13 protein-coding genes and 3 pseudogenes are annotated in these 13642 nt (G+C 71.7%); 12 read left to right on the top strand and 4 right to left on the bottom strand.

Features of this window, described 5'->3' with window-relative positions:
* Positions 1-205 precede the first annotated feature (205 nt).
* Positions 206-2077, top strand: a complete 1872-nt coding sequence (phsA, locus tag ACH5AF_RS30630) for an O-aminophenol oxidase PhsA (protein WP_398906150.1) — start codon at positions 206-208, stop codon at positions 2075-2077.
* Positions 2078-2169: 92 nt separating this feature from the next.
* Here phsA and ACH5AF_RS30635 read toward each other — a convergent pair.
* Positions 2170-2798 (bottom strand): annotated as a pseudogene (locus tag ACH5AF_RS30635) (FadR/GntR family transcriptional regulator); the annotation flags it as partial.
* Between the two features lie 150 nt (positions 2799-2948).
* Between ACH5AF_RS30635 and ACH5AF_RS30640 the strand changes: the two are divergent.
* Both ACH5AF_RS30640 and ACH5AF_RS30645 read left to right on the top strand, forming a co-directional pair.
* On the top strand, positions 2949-3473 hold the full coding sequence (locus ACH5AF_RS30640) for a gluconokinase (protein WP_398906151.1): 525 nt from the start codon (positions 2949-2951) through the stop codon (positions 3471-3473).
* Positions 3474-3793: 320 nt separating this feature from the next.
* Positions 3794-3936: pseudogene (locus tag ACH5AF_RS30645) on the top strand (gluconate transporter); the annotation flags it as partial.
* Here ACH5AF_RS30645 and ACH5AF_RS30650 read toward each other — a convergent pair.
* Together ACH5AF_RS30650 and ACH5AF_RS30655 are read right to left on the bottom strand one after the other, a co-directional pair.
* On the bottom strand, positions 3922-4584 hold the full coding sequence (locus ACH5AF_RS30650; RefSeq protein WP_398906152.1) for a cytochrome b/b6 domain-containing protein: 663 nt from the start codon (positions 4582-4584) through the stop codon (positions 3922-3924). The pseudogene ACH5AF_RS30645 and the gene ACH5AF_RS30650 sit on opposite strands and share 15 nt — an antisense overlap.
* Positions 4526-5191, bottom strand: a complete 666-nt coding sequence (locus ACH5AF_RS30655; RefSeq protein ID WP_398906240.1) for a molybdopterin-dependent oxidoreductase — start codon at positions 5189-5191, stop codon at positions 4526-4528. Before ACH5AF_RS30655 ends, ACH5AF_RS30650 begins: the two co-directional genes overlap by 59 nt.
* 86 nt (positions 5192-5277) lie before the next feature.
* On the opposite strand from ACH5AF_RS30655, the pseudogene ACH5AF_RS30660 reads away from it, so the two are divergent.
* The 9 genes and pseudogenes from ACH5AF_RS30660 to ACH5AF_RS30700 form a co-directional block, all read left to right on the top strand.
* Positions 5278-5835 (top strand): annotated as a pseudogene (locus ACH5AF_RS30660) (M14 family zinc carboxypeptidase); the annotation flags it as partial.
* 743 nt (positions 5836-6578) lie between these two features.
* Complete coding sequence (locus tag ACH5AF_RS30665; protein ID WP_398906153.1) at positions 6579-6755, top strand: hypothetical protein; 177 nt, start codon at positions 6579-6581, stop codon at positions 6753-6755.
* 60 nt (positions 6756-6815) lie between these two features.
* Positions 6816-7346, top strand: a complete 531-nt coding sequence (locus tag ACH5AF_RS30670) for an NUDIX hydrolase (RefSeq protein WP_398906154.1) — start codon at positions 6816-6818, stop codon at positions 7344-7346.
* Between the two features lie 22 nt (positions 7347-7368).
* The gene (locus ACH5AF_RS30675) at positions 7369-7758 is read left to right on the top strand and encodes a YidH family protein (RefSeq protein ID WP_398906155.1); all 390 of its coding nucleotides are present in this window, start codon (positions 7369-7371) and stop codon (positions 7756-7758) included.
* Positions 7755-8051 (top strand): DUF202 domain-containing protein, encoded by a 297-nt coding sequence (locus ACH5AF_RS30680; RefSeq protein WP_398906157.1) that lies wholly within the window; start codon positions 7755-7757, stop codon positions 8049-8051. The genes ACH5AF_RS30675 and ACH5AF_RS30680 overlap by 4 nt, the downstream gene beginning before the upstream one ends.
* Before the next feature lie 137 nt (positions 8052-8188).
* A complete protein-coding gene (locus ACH5AF_RS30685; RefSeq protein ID WP_398906158.1) occupies positions 8189-8485 on the top strand; it encodes a hypothetical protein in 297 nt (98 codons plus the stop codon).
* Positions 8486-8572: 87 nt separating this feature from the next.
* Entirely contained in the window at positions 8573-9487 is a 915-nt protein-coding gene (locus ACH5AF_RS30690; protein WP_398906159.1) for an MBL fold metallo-hydrolase, read from the top strand.
* A gap of 178 nt (positions 9488-9665) precedes the next feature.
* Complete coding sequence (locus tag ACH5AF_RS30695) at positions 9666-10685, top strand: phosphotransferase family protein (protein WP_398906160.1); 1020 nt, start codon at positions 9666-9668, stop codon at positions 10683-10685.
* 7 nt (positions 10686-10692) lie between these two features.
* The gene (locus ACH5AF_RS30700) at positions 10693-11907 is read left to right on the top strand and encodes an acyl-CoA dehydrogenase family protein (protein WP_398906161.1); all 1215 of its coding nucleotides are present in this window, start codon (positions 10693-10695) and stop codon (positions 11905-11907) included.
* A 1109-nt stretch (positions 11908-13016) separates the two neighbouring features.
* On the opposite strand, the gene ACH5AF_RS30705 is transcribed toward ACH5AF_RS30700, so the two are convergent.
* Positions 13017-13610, bottom strand: a complete 594-nt coding sequence (locus tag ACH5AF_RS30705; protein ID WP_215186773.1) for a TetR/AcrR family transcriptional regulator — start codon at positions 13608-13610, stop codon at positions 13017-13019.
* Positions 13611-13642 lie beyond the last annotated feature (32 nt).

The following is a 13642-nucleotide window of genomic DNA, read 5'->3' on the forward strand; positions in this document are numbered from 1 at the left end:
ACCTGCCCTTCCTCGACGTGGCGTCCTTACCGCCGCGGCCTGTCACGGCGGCGCGCCGCGATGGCTCGAACGGTATGCCGAAGACGCCGCCCAAGAGGGCGATTTCGGCCAGAGGACACGGATACGGCAACTACGGAGGAAGGGGCAGAGTCCTACCGGGTGCAGGAGGGGTTCCGCACGGAAGAGCTGTACGGGGGAGAGAACCTTGACCGAGATCATTGAGCGCGCCGCCGCGGCCGAAGCGATCGAGGAGGCCGGGCGCCGTCCCGGCCGGCCCGGCGCGCTGACGCCCTACGCCGATCCGCTGACGATTCCGCCGGTGCTGCGGCCCGACGTGGCAGATGTCCGTCAGGAGATCGAGATCGCGCTGCGTCCCACCTGGGTGCGGATGCACTCCCAGCTGCCGCCGACGCTGATGTGGGGATACGAGGGCAGCGTCCCGGGGCCCACCATCGAGGTGCGGCGCGGGCAGCGGATCAGGATCGCCTGGACCAACCGCATTCCGCCAGGCAGTGAGTACCCGGTCACCGCGGTGGAGGTCGGCCCGACGCCCGCGGGACAGCCGCTGCCGCACAACCGGCCGGGGCGCGAGGGCGTGAAGCCGGACGAGAACGTGGCGGCCCTGCCCGCGTGGTCGGTGACGCATCTGCACGGCGCGCAGACCGGCGGCGGCAACGACGGCTGGGCGGACAACGCCGTCACCTACGGGGACGCGCAGTTGTCGGAGTACCCGAACGACCATCACGCGGCGCAGTGGTGGTACCACGACCACGCCATGAACATCACCCGGTGGAACGTCTACGCCGGTCTGGTGGGCACGTACCTCGTCCGCGACGACGAGGAGGACGCGCTGGGGCTGCCGTCCGGCGCGCGTGAGGTGCCGCTGATCCTCGCCGACCGCAACCTCGACACGGACGAGGACGGGCGGCTGAACGGCCGCCTGCTGCACAAGACCTCGGTGCTGATCGCGAGCCATCCGGAGACGGGCAAGCCGGTGTCGCTGCCGTTCTTCGGGCCGTACTCCACGGTCAACGGGACGATCTGGCCGCACCTCGACGTGGACGACGCCTGGTACCGCTTCCGGCTGGTGAACGCCTCCAACGCCCGGATCTACAACCTGGTGCTGGTGGACGAGCACGACCGTCCGGTGCCCGGCGTGGTGCGGCAGATCGGCAGCGACGGGGGACTGCTGCCGCGACCGGTGCCGGTGGACTTCCCGGGCGGGCAGCCGCTGACCATCGCCCCCGCGGAGCGGTTCGACCTGCTGATCGACTTCCGGGCGCTGGCCGGACGCCGGGTGCGGCTGGTGAACAAGGGGCGCAACGCGCCCGCGGGCGTGCCGGATCTGGCCGACAGCGTGCCGTATCCGCAGGTGATGGAGTTCCGGGTGCGTGAGACGTGCGAGCCGGATCCGTTCGTGCTGCCGCCGGTGCTGTCCGGGTCGTTCCGCCGGTTCGACCACGATCTGGTCGACCACGGGCACCGGCTGATCGTGCTGACGCCGCCGCAGACCGCGGGCGGCGGCGGTCATCCGGAGATCTGGGAGATGACGGAGGTGAAGGGCGCCGGCGTCCGGGTGCCGGCGGAGGGGGTGATCCAGCTCCGGGGCCCGGACGGCACGGTGCGGACCTACCGGCGCACCTCGCGGACGTTCAACGACGCGCTCGGCTTCACGATCGGCGAGGGCTCGTACGAGCAGTGGTCGTTCCTCAACCTGGGCGCGCCCGTGCACCCGATGCACATCCACCTCGCCGACTTCCAGGTCATGAGCCGGGAGGCGTACCGGGTGGACGGCTTCGACCCGGAGATCGGCGGTACGCGGACGCCGGTCGCGCCCGACCCGGACCGCACGCTCGCGGTACCCGCGAACGAGCAGGGTTGGAAGGACGTCTTCCGGGTCGCGGAGGCGGAGCTGGTGAAGGTGATGGGCCGGTTCGACGGGGCACACGGGCGGTTCATGTACCACTGCCATCTGCTGGAGCACGAGGACATGGGGATGATGCGCCCGTTCGTGGTCATGCCCAAGGAGGCACTGAGGTTCGACCACGGCGCGGGCCACGGCGGCCACCACGGCTGAGGTACGGCGAAGGCCGGGCCCCGCGGGATGTCCAGAGGGGCCCGGCCTTCATTTGCGGCACGAACTAGCGCTCGGCGGCAATGCTGCCGACGCGCGATCTCTCTCGTCAGGCTCTCCGCCCCGGGCGGCATCGCCTTCGCGAACGGCTTCGGCGAGCCGCACATGGAGCGTCACGGCCCTCGGATCGGGGCCGTCGGACATCACGTGGTGGTGGGTCCGGCCGGCCAGGACCTCGGCGACGAGGTCACCGAGCCGGGCGAACGTCTCGTTGCCCGAGGCATTGAGCACGATCCGGTGGAAGGAGATGTCGTGCTCGAGGTGGCCCTCCCGTTGGGGGCCGCGTGAGGTGGCGACCATGCCGATGGCCTCCTCGGTGAGGGCGGCGCACTGCTCGGGGGTGGCGTTGACTGCGGCGAGGGAGGCGGCCACCGGTTCGATCGCCGAGCGCAGCACGGTGAGGGAGCGCAGCTGGCGCGGGCGGTCGGCACCCGCGAGGCGCCAGTGGATGACCCGCGGGTCACAGACGTTCCACTCCTCGGTGGGCCGTACGGTCACGCCGACACGGCGCCGTGACTCGACGAGGCGCATGGTTTCGAGGACCCGGGACCACTTCCCGGACGACGGTGCGCGAGACGTCGAAGCGCTGGACGACCTCGTCCGTGCACAGGACGCCCCCGGGGCATTCGCCCGCGGTGATCGCCAGACCGAGGGCGTCGAGCACCTGCGTGTGAAGCCCTGGGCCTTCTGCGATCACGGGGAGCGGGTACGGACGCCCGGGACAAGAAGGGTGATGCCCAAGTCTCAGGATCTTGAATATGTCGTGTTTCAAGGGTTTCACTGACGCAATGCCGATGAAGACAGCGAGGCACCCATGAGCACTTCCCATGTGGTTGTGGTGATGGGCACGGCAGGGACCGGCAAGACCACAATCGGGCGTCTGCTCGCCGAACGGCTCGACGTTCCTTACGCCGAGGGCGACGACTTCCACCCCGAGCCCAATATCGCCAAGATGTCGGCCGGTGTTCCGTTGGACGACTCGGACCGGGAGCCCTGGCTCGACGCGATCGGGCAGTGGGCGCACGGCAGGGCGGGCCTGGGCGGAGTGGTCTCCAGCTCCGCGCTCAAGCGGGCCCACCGGGACCGGCTGAGGTCCGCCGCCCCGGATGCCGTCTTCCTCCACCTCACCGGCGACCGTGAGCTGATCGAGCTGCGGATGCGTCAGCGCAAGGGCCACTTCATGCCGGCCGAGCTGCTCGAGTCACAGTTCGCCACCTTGCAGCCGCTCGAGCGGGACGAGGCGGGCATCGCCGTCGATGCCGGCGGAACCCCCGAGGAAGTCACTGAGCGGGCTCTCGCCGCGCTGCGCCGACTCGGTCAGAGTCACTCCTGCGGGTGATGTGTTGACCGGGATTGGAGCGGACCGCGGGATCGTGAATCTGGCCACCACCTCGGACGGGGACAACCACTCCGGACGCCGTGAACACTCCGCTGTCGTCGGTGCGGGCTCGCCGGCCCTGCCGATGTCGCCGCCGGGGTCAACGTGCGCGACCGTGCACGCTCGGCGCGGGTGCTCGTCAACGCGCCCGTACCGGCCCCGGCGTAGCCACGCCCGGTAGATGCGACCCGTGACCCCCTGCCGTAGGGGGTAGTCGGGAGCGCGACGAGGTGTAGACGGCTGAGCCATACCCCAGGCCGCCTGCGGCCGAGAGGTTGCCCCACGTCAACGACGCCGGTTTCTGGCTGGTGAAGGAGTACTTCGGCTGACCGTCGCCCAGACGATCAAGCCCTGGTCGGTGATGGAGACCATCGTCTCGGTCGTCGGCATCGTCTTCGTCCCGCTGCTGTCACTCGTCCTTTAGCCACCTGGAGTGGTGGTCGCGGGCCCACCGGCGCTCGACCGACCCGGTGCGCATGCCTCGGCGTGCCTCCGGGTCGGCGAGCGCCATCGCGATGTGTCCGGCAAGTGCGATACCGACCGCCAGCGACAGCCAGTCGTGCACGAACGTCGCGCCGGTGCGCCACACCAGCGGGGTGAGGTCGGTGAACCACATCAGAAGTCCGGTGCCGAGCATGACCAGGATCGCGCCCGCGATCCAGGCCGCGTAGATCTTCTGTCCGGCGTTGAACTTCCCCGCCGGGCGGGACGCGGACCTGCGGTCCCGGCGGCGTACGGCGCGCAGCCAGGTGCGGTCGTGCGGGCCGAAGCGGTTCAGCCGGCGCAGGTCCGCGCGGAACGCGGCCGAGGCGAGGCCGAGCAGGAACGGCACGGGCAGCAGGACCCCCGCCCACTCGTGGACGGTGACCACGAGGTGGCGGCGGCCGACGAGTTCGGCGATCTGCGGCACGTACAGGGCGGCGGCGGTCATGACACAGGTGAGCATCAGCGCGGCGGTGGTGCGGTGCACCCAGCGCTCGGCGCGGGTGAACCGGCGTACACGGACGGGTGGTTCAGCCGGTGGGGGTGTCGCTGCGGCCGTTGGACCGGCCGACCCAGGCGTCGACGTCATAGCCGCGCTCCTCCCAGTAGCCGGGCCGTACACGCGAGGTGACGGTGATCCCGGAGAGCCATTTCGCCGACTTGTAGAAGTACATCGGCGCGACATAGAGGCGGGCGGGGCCGCCGTGTGCATGACTGAGCGGCTTGTCCTGCATGCGCAGGGCGACCAGCACGTCGTCGCGGCGGGCCTGCGGGAGGGTGAGGCTCTCGCTGTACGTGCCGTCGAAGCAGGTGAACCGGACGGCCCTGCCCTCCGGGCGGACCCCGGCCGCCTCCAGCAGCAGCGACAGCCGCACGCCTTCGAACGGTGTGTCGGGCACACGCCAGCCGGTCACGCACTGCACATCGCGCACGATCCGGGTCTGCGGCAGGGCCCGCAGGCCGGCGAGGGTGTAAGTGGTCGGGCGTTCGACGAGGCCGTCGACGGTGAGGCGGTAGTCGGTGCCGTCCCTGTGGGGGACGGAGGAAGCGACCGAGTAGTAGCGGAAGCCGCCGCCGTTGGGCAGCAGCTGGGTGAGACCGGTGGGGTCCCTGTCGGCCGCGGAGCCGAGGAACGATTCGAGGCCGCGCTGGAGTTGGGGCGCGACGGCGACCGACGCGGCGCCGAGGCCGAGCATGCCGAGCACCAGGCGGCGCCCGACAGGCGTGCCCGTCGTGCCGTCGGCGTCCTCGCCGGCCCGGGCGCGATCGGTGTCCCCCTCGTGTGTGGTCACCTTTCGATTCGAGCACGTCGCGCGCCCAGGGGCCAGGGGATCATGCGGTACGTCAGACTTCCGTCACACTCCCCCGGTCGGCCGGGGCGTGGCGGGTCGGCCGCGCGGAGGGTACGGGAGAGCCGCCTCCCGGCCGCCCGGAGCAGGAACCTCCGCTCAGTCGACGAGGGCGGTACCGGATCGATCCTCGCCACACCGGGGAACGCGTACAAGCGCAAGGCCGGATCGTCGACGGCCTCGCCCCGCTCGCCGGCGAGTGCGGCCTCGCGAGCAGCCCCGGCGGCTTCGGCGCGGGCGTCGACCTCAACCGCAACTACGGCGGGTTCTGGGGCGGTCCCGGCGCGGCGGACGAGCCCGTCCAGGCCACCTACCGGGGCGCGGCCCCGTTCTCGGAGCCCGAGACGCAGAACGTCCGGGAGCTGTTCAGCACGCGGCAGGTGACCGGGCTGATCACCAACCACACGTTCTCCAACCTGGTACCGAGCCCCGGCGGGCTGGCGCCCGACACCGTCAGCCCGGACGGACAGCCGGTCGGGAATCCGCCCGACGACCCCGCGCTCATGGAGCTCGGCGACCGGATGGCCGCCCAGAACGGCTACACGAGCCAGCACAGCTGGGAGCTGCGAACCGCTCGCCGCCGGATCGCGGGTGAGGGCGGAGCTGTATGTGCGCACCCGTGCCCCTGCCGCCCTGGTGGCGCCGACGGTCGTGCTCCTCGCGACCGATCGGGAGACAGGCCGCGGCAGGGCGGCGAGCCGACCGGTCACCGGCGGCTGGGCGCGGTTCACGATCGAGTGGGAGACGGCGCGGCACGCCCGCACGGGCGAGCAGTTGTCCGTGCAGCTGCTGTCCGACACGACCGCGCTCGCCGAGGTGGGGTACGAGGACGGCCATGCCTCGAAGGTGACGCTCGACCCCGCCCCGCTGCCGCCTTCGGGGCTCGACTTCGGCGCCACGATCGTGTCCCCGGCGGACGGCGCCGAGGCGGCGGAGGGGACGACCATCGTCGCAGGCGGCCGGTACGCGTTCCCGGACCTCGGCTCCGACCCGGAGGGCGTCGGCGACAGGCCGGCGACCCGGCGCGTCCAGCTCTCGGTCGACGACGAGACCTTCGCCTCGCCGGTCTCCGCGGAGCTGGACCAGGCCACGGGCAGCTGGCGGGCGGAGCTCGGCCGGCTCGGCGTCGGCGGGCATGTGCTGTACGCCCGCGCGGTGCGCGACGGCACGCCTTCGCAGGTGGCCGCGTCGGCGTTCCGGGTGATGCCGGACAGCGCGGGTCGAGTGGCAGGTCGTGCAGCGCAACGGGCCCGTGGACCCCCGCGCCTGGCGACCGGCCGAGGGACGGACCGACTGGTCGTTCCCGCTGGCCACCGCCGCGTACGGCGCCGGTCACCGGACGATCGTGGTCCGCCTCGTCGAGCAGGGTACGGAAACCGCCCGGGACACGGTGCGGGCCACCTTCCGCTGACGTCCCCGCGAGGCCGCACCGCCGCACCGGTGCGGCCCCGCGCAGTGCTTGGATGGCGCCATGGCTCCGGCAGAAATTCCCGCGGAAGAGATCCTCGACATCGTCGACGAACAGGACCGGGTGATCGGCCGGGCCCCGCGCGGCGAGGCGTACGCGCGGGGCCTGCGGCACCGGTGCGTGTTCGTCCTCGTACGGGACGGGGACGGGCGGATCTTCGTGCACCGGCGCACCGCCGGCAAGCTCGTCTTCCCCTCCCTGTACGACATGTTCGTCGGCGGTGTCGTGGGCGCGGGTGAGACGTACGACGACGCCGCGCTGCGCGAGGCCGAGGAGGAGCTCGGGGTGAGCGGCCTGCCGCGCCCCGTACCGGTGCTCACGTTCCTGTACGAGGGGTCCGGCGACCCCGTGCGGACCTGGTGGTCACACGTCTACGAGGTGCGGTGCACGCTGCCGGTGAATCCGCGGGTGGAGGAGGTCGCCTGGCACGGCTTCCTCACGGACGCCGAGCTGGAGGCACGCCTGCGCGAGTGGGAGTGGGTGCCGGACGGCCTCGCCGCGTACGAGCGGCTCAGGGCCCACCAGGCGGCGTGACACCGCGGGTAGGGTGCCGAGCGTGAGCGACTTCGTACAGAGCCTGCGGCTGTGGTTGGCGCCCCGGCGGATACGGGAGGAGGGCGAGACGCCCGACTACCGCTTCTCGCTCGCCAACGAGCGGACGTTCCTTGCGTGGATCCGCACGGCCCTGGCGCTCATCGGCGGCGGCTTCGCCGTCGACCAGTTCCTGCCGGATCTGCGCTGGGGCGTCCGGGCGGGTCTCGCGCTCGCGCTGATCGGGACGGGCGCAGCGTGCGCCGTGCGCGCCGTGAACCACTGGGTGCGCTGCGAGCGGGCGATGCGCCGGGGCGAGGACCTACCGGTGTCCCGCTTCCCGGCGCTGCTGGCGCTGCTGGTCGCGGTCGTGTCCCTCGCCATGGTGGTGGTGGTCTCCTGGGGCGACGTGTGACGGCCCCTGAGCGGGATCCGGGGCTGCAGCCCGAGCGGACCCGCCTGGCGTGGCGGCGGACCACCCTGGCCTGCACGGTGGTGGCGGTCCTCGCTGCCCGGCAGGCCACCGGGGAGGTATGGCCGGCGGTCGGGCTGAGCGTTGCCGCATGGCTCGGTTTCCTGGCGGTGGCGCACCGGCGCATCGACGCGATGGACGCGGCCCGGCCGCCCGCGCTGTCGCTGCGGGGCGCGGTCGCCGCGGTGGGGTGCGTCCTGGCGCTGGCCGCGTTCGCCGTCGCGATCGTGACCTGACGGGCCGGGGCACATGATGTCCGGCCGGGGCGGGGGTCGGAGACACATACGTACGGCCCGGTGTCCGCCCCAGGCGGGGGTCGGAGACTAGCCTGGAATGCACAGATCACCGCAAACCGGACTTCAAGGGGAGCGCCATGACCGTCCTCCACCACGAGCACCCCACCCACGAGCACACGCACGGGCCGTCCTGCGGACACACCGAGGTGCCGCACGGCGACCACGTCGACTACGCGCACGAAGGACATCTGCACCGCAAGCACTCCGGACACTGGGACGAATGCGAGCCCGGCGAGCACGTCGCGCACAGCGGCCACACCCATGAGCACGGCGCAGGCTGCGGGCATCCCGCCGTGGTGCACGGGGACCACGTCGACTACATCCACGACGGACACCGGCACGCCGAGCACGACGGCCACTGGGACGATCACTGACCGGCGACCGGCTGTTCCCCGGACGGGCGCCGACTGGCAGGCTCTGAACGTCACTTCGACCTGATCAGTCCGACTGGAGGTCCAGGGTTGCCTGCCACTGAGCCGTACACCGTCCAGCTCGCACCAGAGGTTCACGCCTACGTCCAGCCCGACGGGGGCTGGTGCCTGAACAACGCGGGATTCGTCAGCGACGGGGAATCGACCCTCCTCGTCGACACGGCGGCCACCGAGCGGCGTGCCCATGCCCTGCGGGATGCGCTGCTCGCGACCGGTGCGCCGCTCCCCCGTACCGTCGTCAACACCCACCACCACGGCGACCACACCTACGGCAACGGGGTCTTCCTGCCCGAGGCCGTGGTGATCGGGCACGACGCCTGCCGCCGCGAAGTGCTGGCCGCCGGCCGTCAGCTGCATCTGATCTGGCCGCAGACCGATTTCGGCGACATCCGGATCACCGCACCGACCGTGACCTACCGCGACCGGCTCACCGTCCATGTCGGGGATATCGAGGTGCGGCTGATCCACCCGGGCGGTGTCGCCCACACACCGGGCGACACGGTCGCGTATCTGCCCGGGCGAAAAGTGGTGTTCACCGGCGACCTGATCTTCCAGGGCGGCACGCCGTTCATCCCCATGGGGTCGCTGAGCGGTTCTCTGCGCTCCCTCGACGTGCTGCGCTCCCTCGACGCGGAGACGGTCGTCCCCGGACACGGCCCGATCACCGACCCGTCGGCGTACGACGCGACCGAGCGCTACCTCCGGTTCGTGGCCGAGCTGGCCGAGGAGGGACGCTCCAAGGGACTCACCCCGCTGCAGACCGCACGCGGGGCCGATCTGGGCGCGTTCGCCGAACTGCGCGAGAGCGAGCGGCTGGTGGCGAATCTGCACCGGGCTTACGCCGAGCTCGACGGGCTCCCGGAGGGCTCGCCGCTCGATCCTGTGGCCGTCTTCGCGGACATGGCGGCGATGAACGGCGGGGTGGCGGTGGCCTGCCACGCCTGACCGGCCCAGGCCTGGCCGGACGCGCCCGGCCCGGGCATGCACCCCCCGGGCCGGGCGCGCCTTTGCATGTGATCCACACATCGGTTCCGCGGGCGCACTGGACGACATACCGACTGGTCGGTCATCATGAACGCGATCGCCAGGACGACGACCAGGACCGCCTCCGGAGGTACGCACCATGAGCCCAGCCCCACAGGGCCTCGATCCCGAGCAGCTGCGCGGACATCTTGACCGCGAGCGGCCGGGGCTGGTGACCGGACCGCTCAGCGCACGACTGATCCAGGGCGGCCGCTCGAACCTCACGTACGCGGTCACCGACGGCACCGGCCGCTGGGTCGTACGCAGGCCGCCGCTGGGCCATGTCCTGGCGACCGCCCACGACATGAAGCGCGAGCACCGGGTGATCAGCGCGCTCGCACCGACCGGGGTGCCGGTCCCCCGGCCGGTGCTGCTGTGCGACGACGAGTCGGTCATCGGATCGCCGTTCTACGTGATGGAGTTCGTCGAGGGCACGCCTTACCGCACGGCGGACCAGCTCGGCGCTCTCGGCCCCGCCCGCACCCGTGACGCGGTGCTCTCGCTCGTCGACACGCTCGTCGACCTGCACGCCGTCGACCCCGACGCGGTCGGCCTCGGCGACTTCGGGCGGCCCGAGGGATTCCTCGACCGGCAGCTGCGCCGCTGGGGCAAGCAACTGGACGCCTCGCGCAACAGGGAGCTGCCCGGCATCGACGAGCTGCACTCCGCGCTGGGCCGCGCGCTGCCGGACTCGCCCGCGGCCACCGTCATCCACGGCGACTACCGCCTCGACAACGTCCTGATCGGCGAGGACGACCGGATCACGGCCGTGCTGGACTGGGAGATGTCCACGCTCGGCGATCCGCTGACCGACCTCGGACTGCTGGTGATGTACAGCCACCGGCTGGACCTGCCCGGCTCCCCCATCAGCACCACGGCGGCCGCCCCCGGCCATCCGTCTCCCGAGGAACTGATCGAGCGCTACGCGACGCGTTCCGGCCGGGACGCGTCGGGGATCGCCTGGTACACGGCGTTCGCCTGGTTCAAGCTCGCCGTGATCCTCGAGGGCATCCACTACCGCTACACCCTCGGCCAGACCGTGGGAGCCGGTTTCGATCGCATCGGCGATCTCGTCCCCCTCTTCATCGAGCACGGGCTCACCACTTTGCAGGAAGGCTGAGAACCTCATGGACTTCGCATTCGACGCCCGCACGGAAGACCTCCGCGCCAAGCTGCTCGCGTTCATGGACGAGCACGTCTATCCGGCCGAGCAGATCGAGCACGAACAGCGCGCGCGGCTGGCGTCCCCGTGGGACACACCGGCGATCGTCGAGGAGTTGAAGGCCGAGGCACGCAAGCAGGGCCTGTGGAACCTCTTCCTGCCCGACGCGGAGCACGGCGCCGGCCTGACGAACCTGCAGTACGCGCCGCTCGCCGAGATCACCGGCCGCAGCCCTCACCTGGCGCCGACCGCGCTGAACTGCGCCGCCCCCGACACGGGGAACATGGAGGTCCTGGCGCAGTTCGGGAACGACGAGCAGAAGAAGCAGTGGCTGGAGCCGCTGCTCGCGGGTGAGATCCGCTCCGCCTTCGCCATGACGGAGCCCGAGGTCGCCTCGTCCGACGCGACGAACATCCGGACCCGGATCGACCGCGACGGCGACGACTACGTCATCAATGGCCGCAAGTGGTACATCTCCGGCGCGATGAACCCGGACTGCAAGATCTTCATCGTGATGGGCAAGACCGACCCGGACGGCGACGACATCCGCCGCCAGCAGTCGATGATCCTGGTCCCGCGCGACACCCCGGGCGTCGAGGTCCGGCGCGCCATGCAGGTCTACGGCTACGAGGACCACTCCCACGGAGGCCACGCCGAGGTCGTCTTCACCGACGTCCGGGTGCCCGCGTCGAACCTCATCGACGAGGTCGGCAGCGGCTTCGCCATCGCCCAGGCACGGCTCGGGCCGGGCCGGATCCACCACTGCATGCGGCTGATCGGCATGGCCGAGCGCGCGATCGAGCTGATGTGCCGCCGGGCTGTGTCCCGCGAGGCGTTCGGCAAGGCGATCGCCCAGCAGGGCGTCGTGCAGAACTGGATCGCGGACGCGCGGGTCACGGTGGAGCAGCTGCGGCTGCTGGTGCTGAAGACCGCGTGGCTGATGGACACGGTCGGCAACCGGGGAGCGCACACCGAGATCCAGGCGATCAAGATCGCGACACCGCGCGCGGTCGTGGACATCCTGGACAAGGCGGTGCAGGTCCACGGCGCGGGCGGCGTGAGCCAGGACTTCCCGCTCGCGGAACTGTGGGCGGCGGCGCGGACGCTGAAGCTGGCGGACGGACCGGACGAGGTGCACCAGCGGTCGCTGGCGAGGCGGGAGCTGAAGAAGTACGTGTGAGGCGGGGGGCGCGGGGGGCTTTCCCCACCCCGCCCCTTCCCGTAACTGAGGGCTCCGCCCCCAGGCCCCCGGCGCACCGGCACCTCGCCCCGCGGCCTCGGACGGAGCCCGGACATCCAGCGGCGCCGCTGGCGATTGGGGCGCGTGGGGCACGGGGGCCAGAGCCCCACGCAACTCATCCCGCCGAGCATTCGAGGCGCGGGTCTCGGGCGGAGCCCGGACATCCAGCCCCGGGCGACGGCGATTGAGCCGGCCAAGGACGGGGCAGTGCCCCGGAAGCCCGGCCCCGCCGACGACTGATCCGCGGCCTCGAACGAAGCCCGGGCATCCACCCGCTGACGGTTGAGGCGCGGAGGCACGGGGCCATCGCCCCTGGCAACTCAGCCCGGCCGGCGATCGAGGCGCAGGGCTCGGGCGGAGCCCGGATGTCCAGCCCCGCCGACGGCCATTGGGCCGGCGAAGGACGAGGCCAGCACGCCCGGCCAAAGGCGCCGCTGGCGATCGAGGCGCAAAGGCACGGTGGCAGCGCCCCCGGGCAAGTTCAACAGCGTCGGCGTTTGGGGCGGATGCACGGCCAGAGCCCCCGAAAACTCAGCCCCCGCCGACGATCGAGGCACAAGCCTCGGGCGGAGCCCGGACACCCAGCCCCGCCGACGGCCATTGGGCCGGCGAAGGACGAGGCCAGCACGCCCGGCCAAAGGCGCCGCTGGCGATCGAGGCGCAAAGGCACGGTGGCAGCGCCCCCGGGCAAGTTCAACAGCGTCGGCGTTTGGGGCGGATGCACGGCCAGAGCCCCCGAAAACTCAGCCCCCGCCGACGATCGAGGCACAAGCCTCGGGCGGAGCCCGGACACCCAGCCCCGCCGACGGCGATTGAGCCGGCGAAGGACGGGGCCAGCGCCCGGGAAAGCTCAGCCCAGACGGCGATTGAGACGCGAAGGCACACCGGCCAGAGCCCCAGGCAACACAGCCCCGCCGGGGTTTGAGACGCGGGGCTTGGGGCGGAGCCCCAACAGGGGCGTCACGGACAAGGATCCTGGCGGCGGGCGCACGGGGCAGGCGCCCCGGAAAACGCGGACGCGCCGGCGTTCGAGGCGCGGCGCCCCCGGGCTACGGGCGCAGCGCCCTCAGCAGGAGGTCCGCCAAGTGGTCCGCCACCTCTTGCTTGGTCATCGGCCCGTCCGGGCGGTACCACGTCGACAGGTGGTGCACCGAACCGAAGTGGTAGTCCACCACAAGATCCGCCGGGGTCGCCGTGGAGAAGACACCGCTCTTCTGCCCCTCCTCCACCAGTGCCCGGAACCGCTCGTGGTAGCGGCGCCGCTCGGCACGCACCTGCTTGTGCTTCTCCGGGCTGAGGTGGTGCATGGAACGGAAGAAGATCGCGGCGTCGTCCAGGTTGTCGATGGTGGTCACGACGACGTCCGCGGCGGCTCCGCGCAACCGGTCCTCCACCGGCTCATCCGCGTCCGCGAAGGCGTCGAGCCGCTCCTGCTGGACGCGTAGCACCCGCGCGTAGACCTCCTGCAGGAGGTCCTCCTTGGAGCCGAAGTAGTGGTAGAGCGCACCCTTGGTGACGCCCGCCGCCTCCACGATCTCCTGGACCGAGGTGCGGTCGTAACCGTGCTCGGCGAACAGGCGGGTGGCGGCGGCCAGCAGCCTCTGCGGTACGGGGGTCGCCTCCCCGTCCGTCGTCCTGGCCATCGCCGACACCCGCCTTCCCGCAGAGTTTCCTT

Source organism: Streptomyces sp. NPDC018833, assembly GCF_044390825.1.
In the GTDB taxonomy this organism is placed as follows: domain Bacteria; phylum Actinomycetota; class Actinomycetes; order Streptomycetales; family Streptomycetaceae; genus Streptomyces.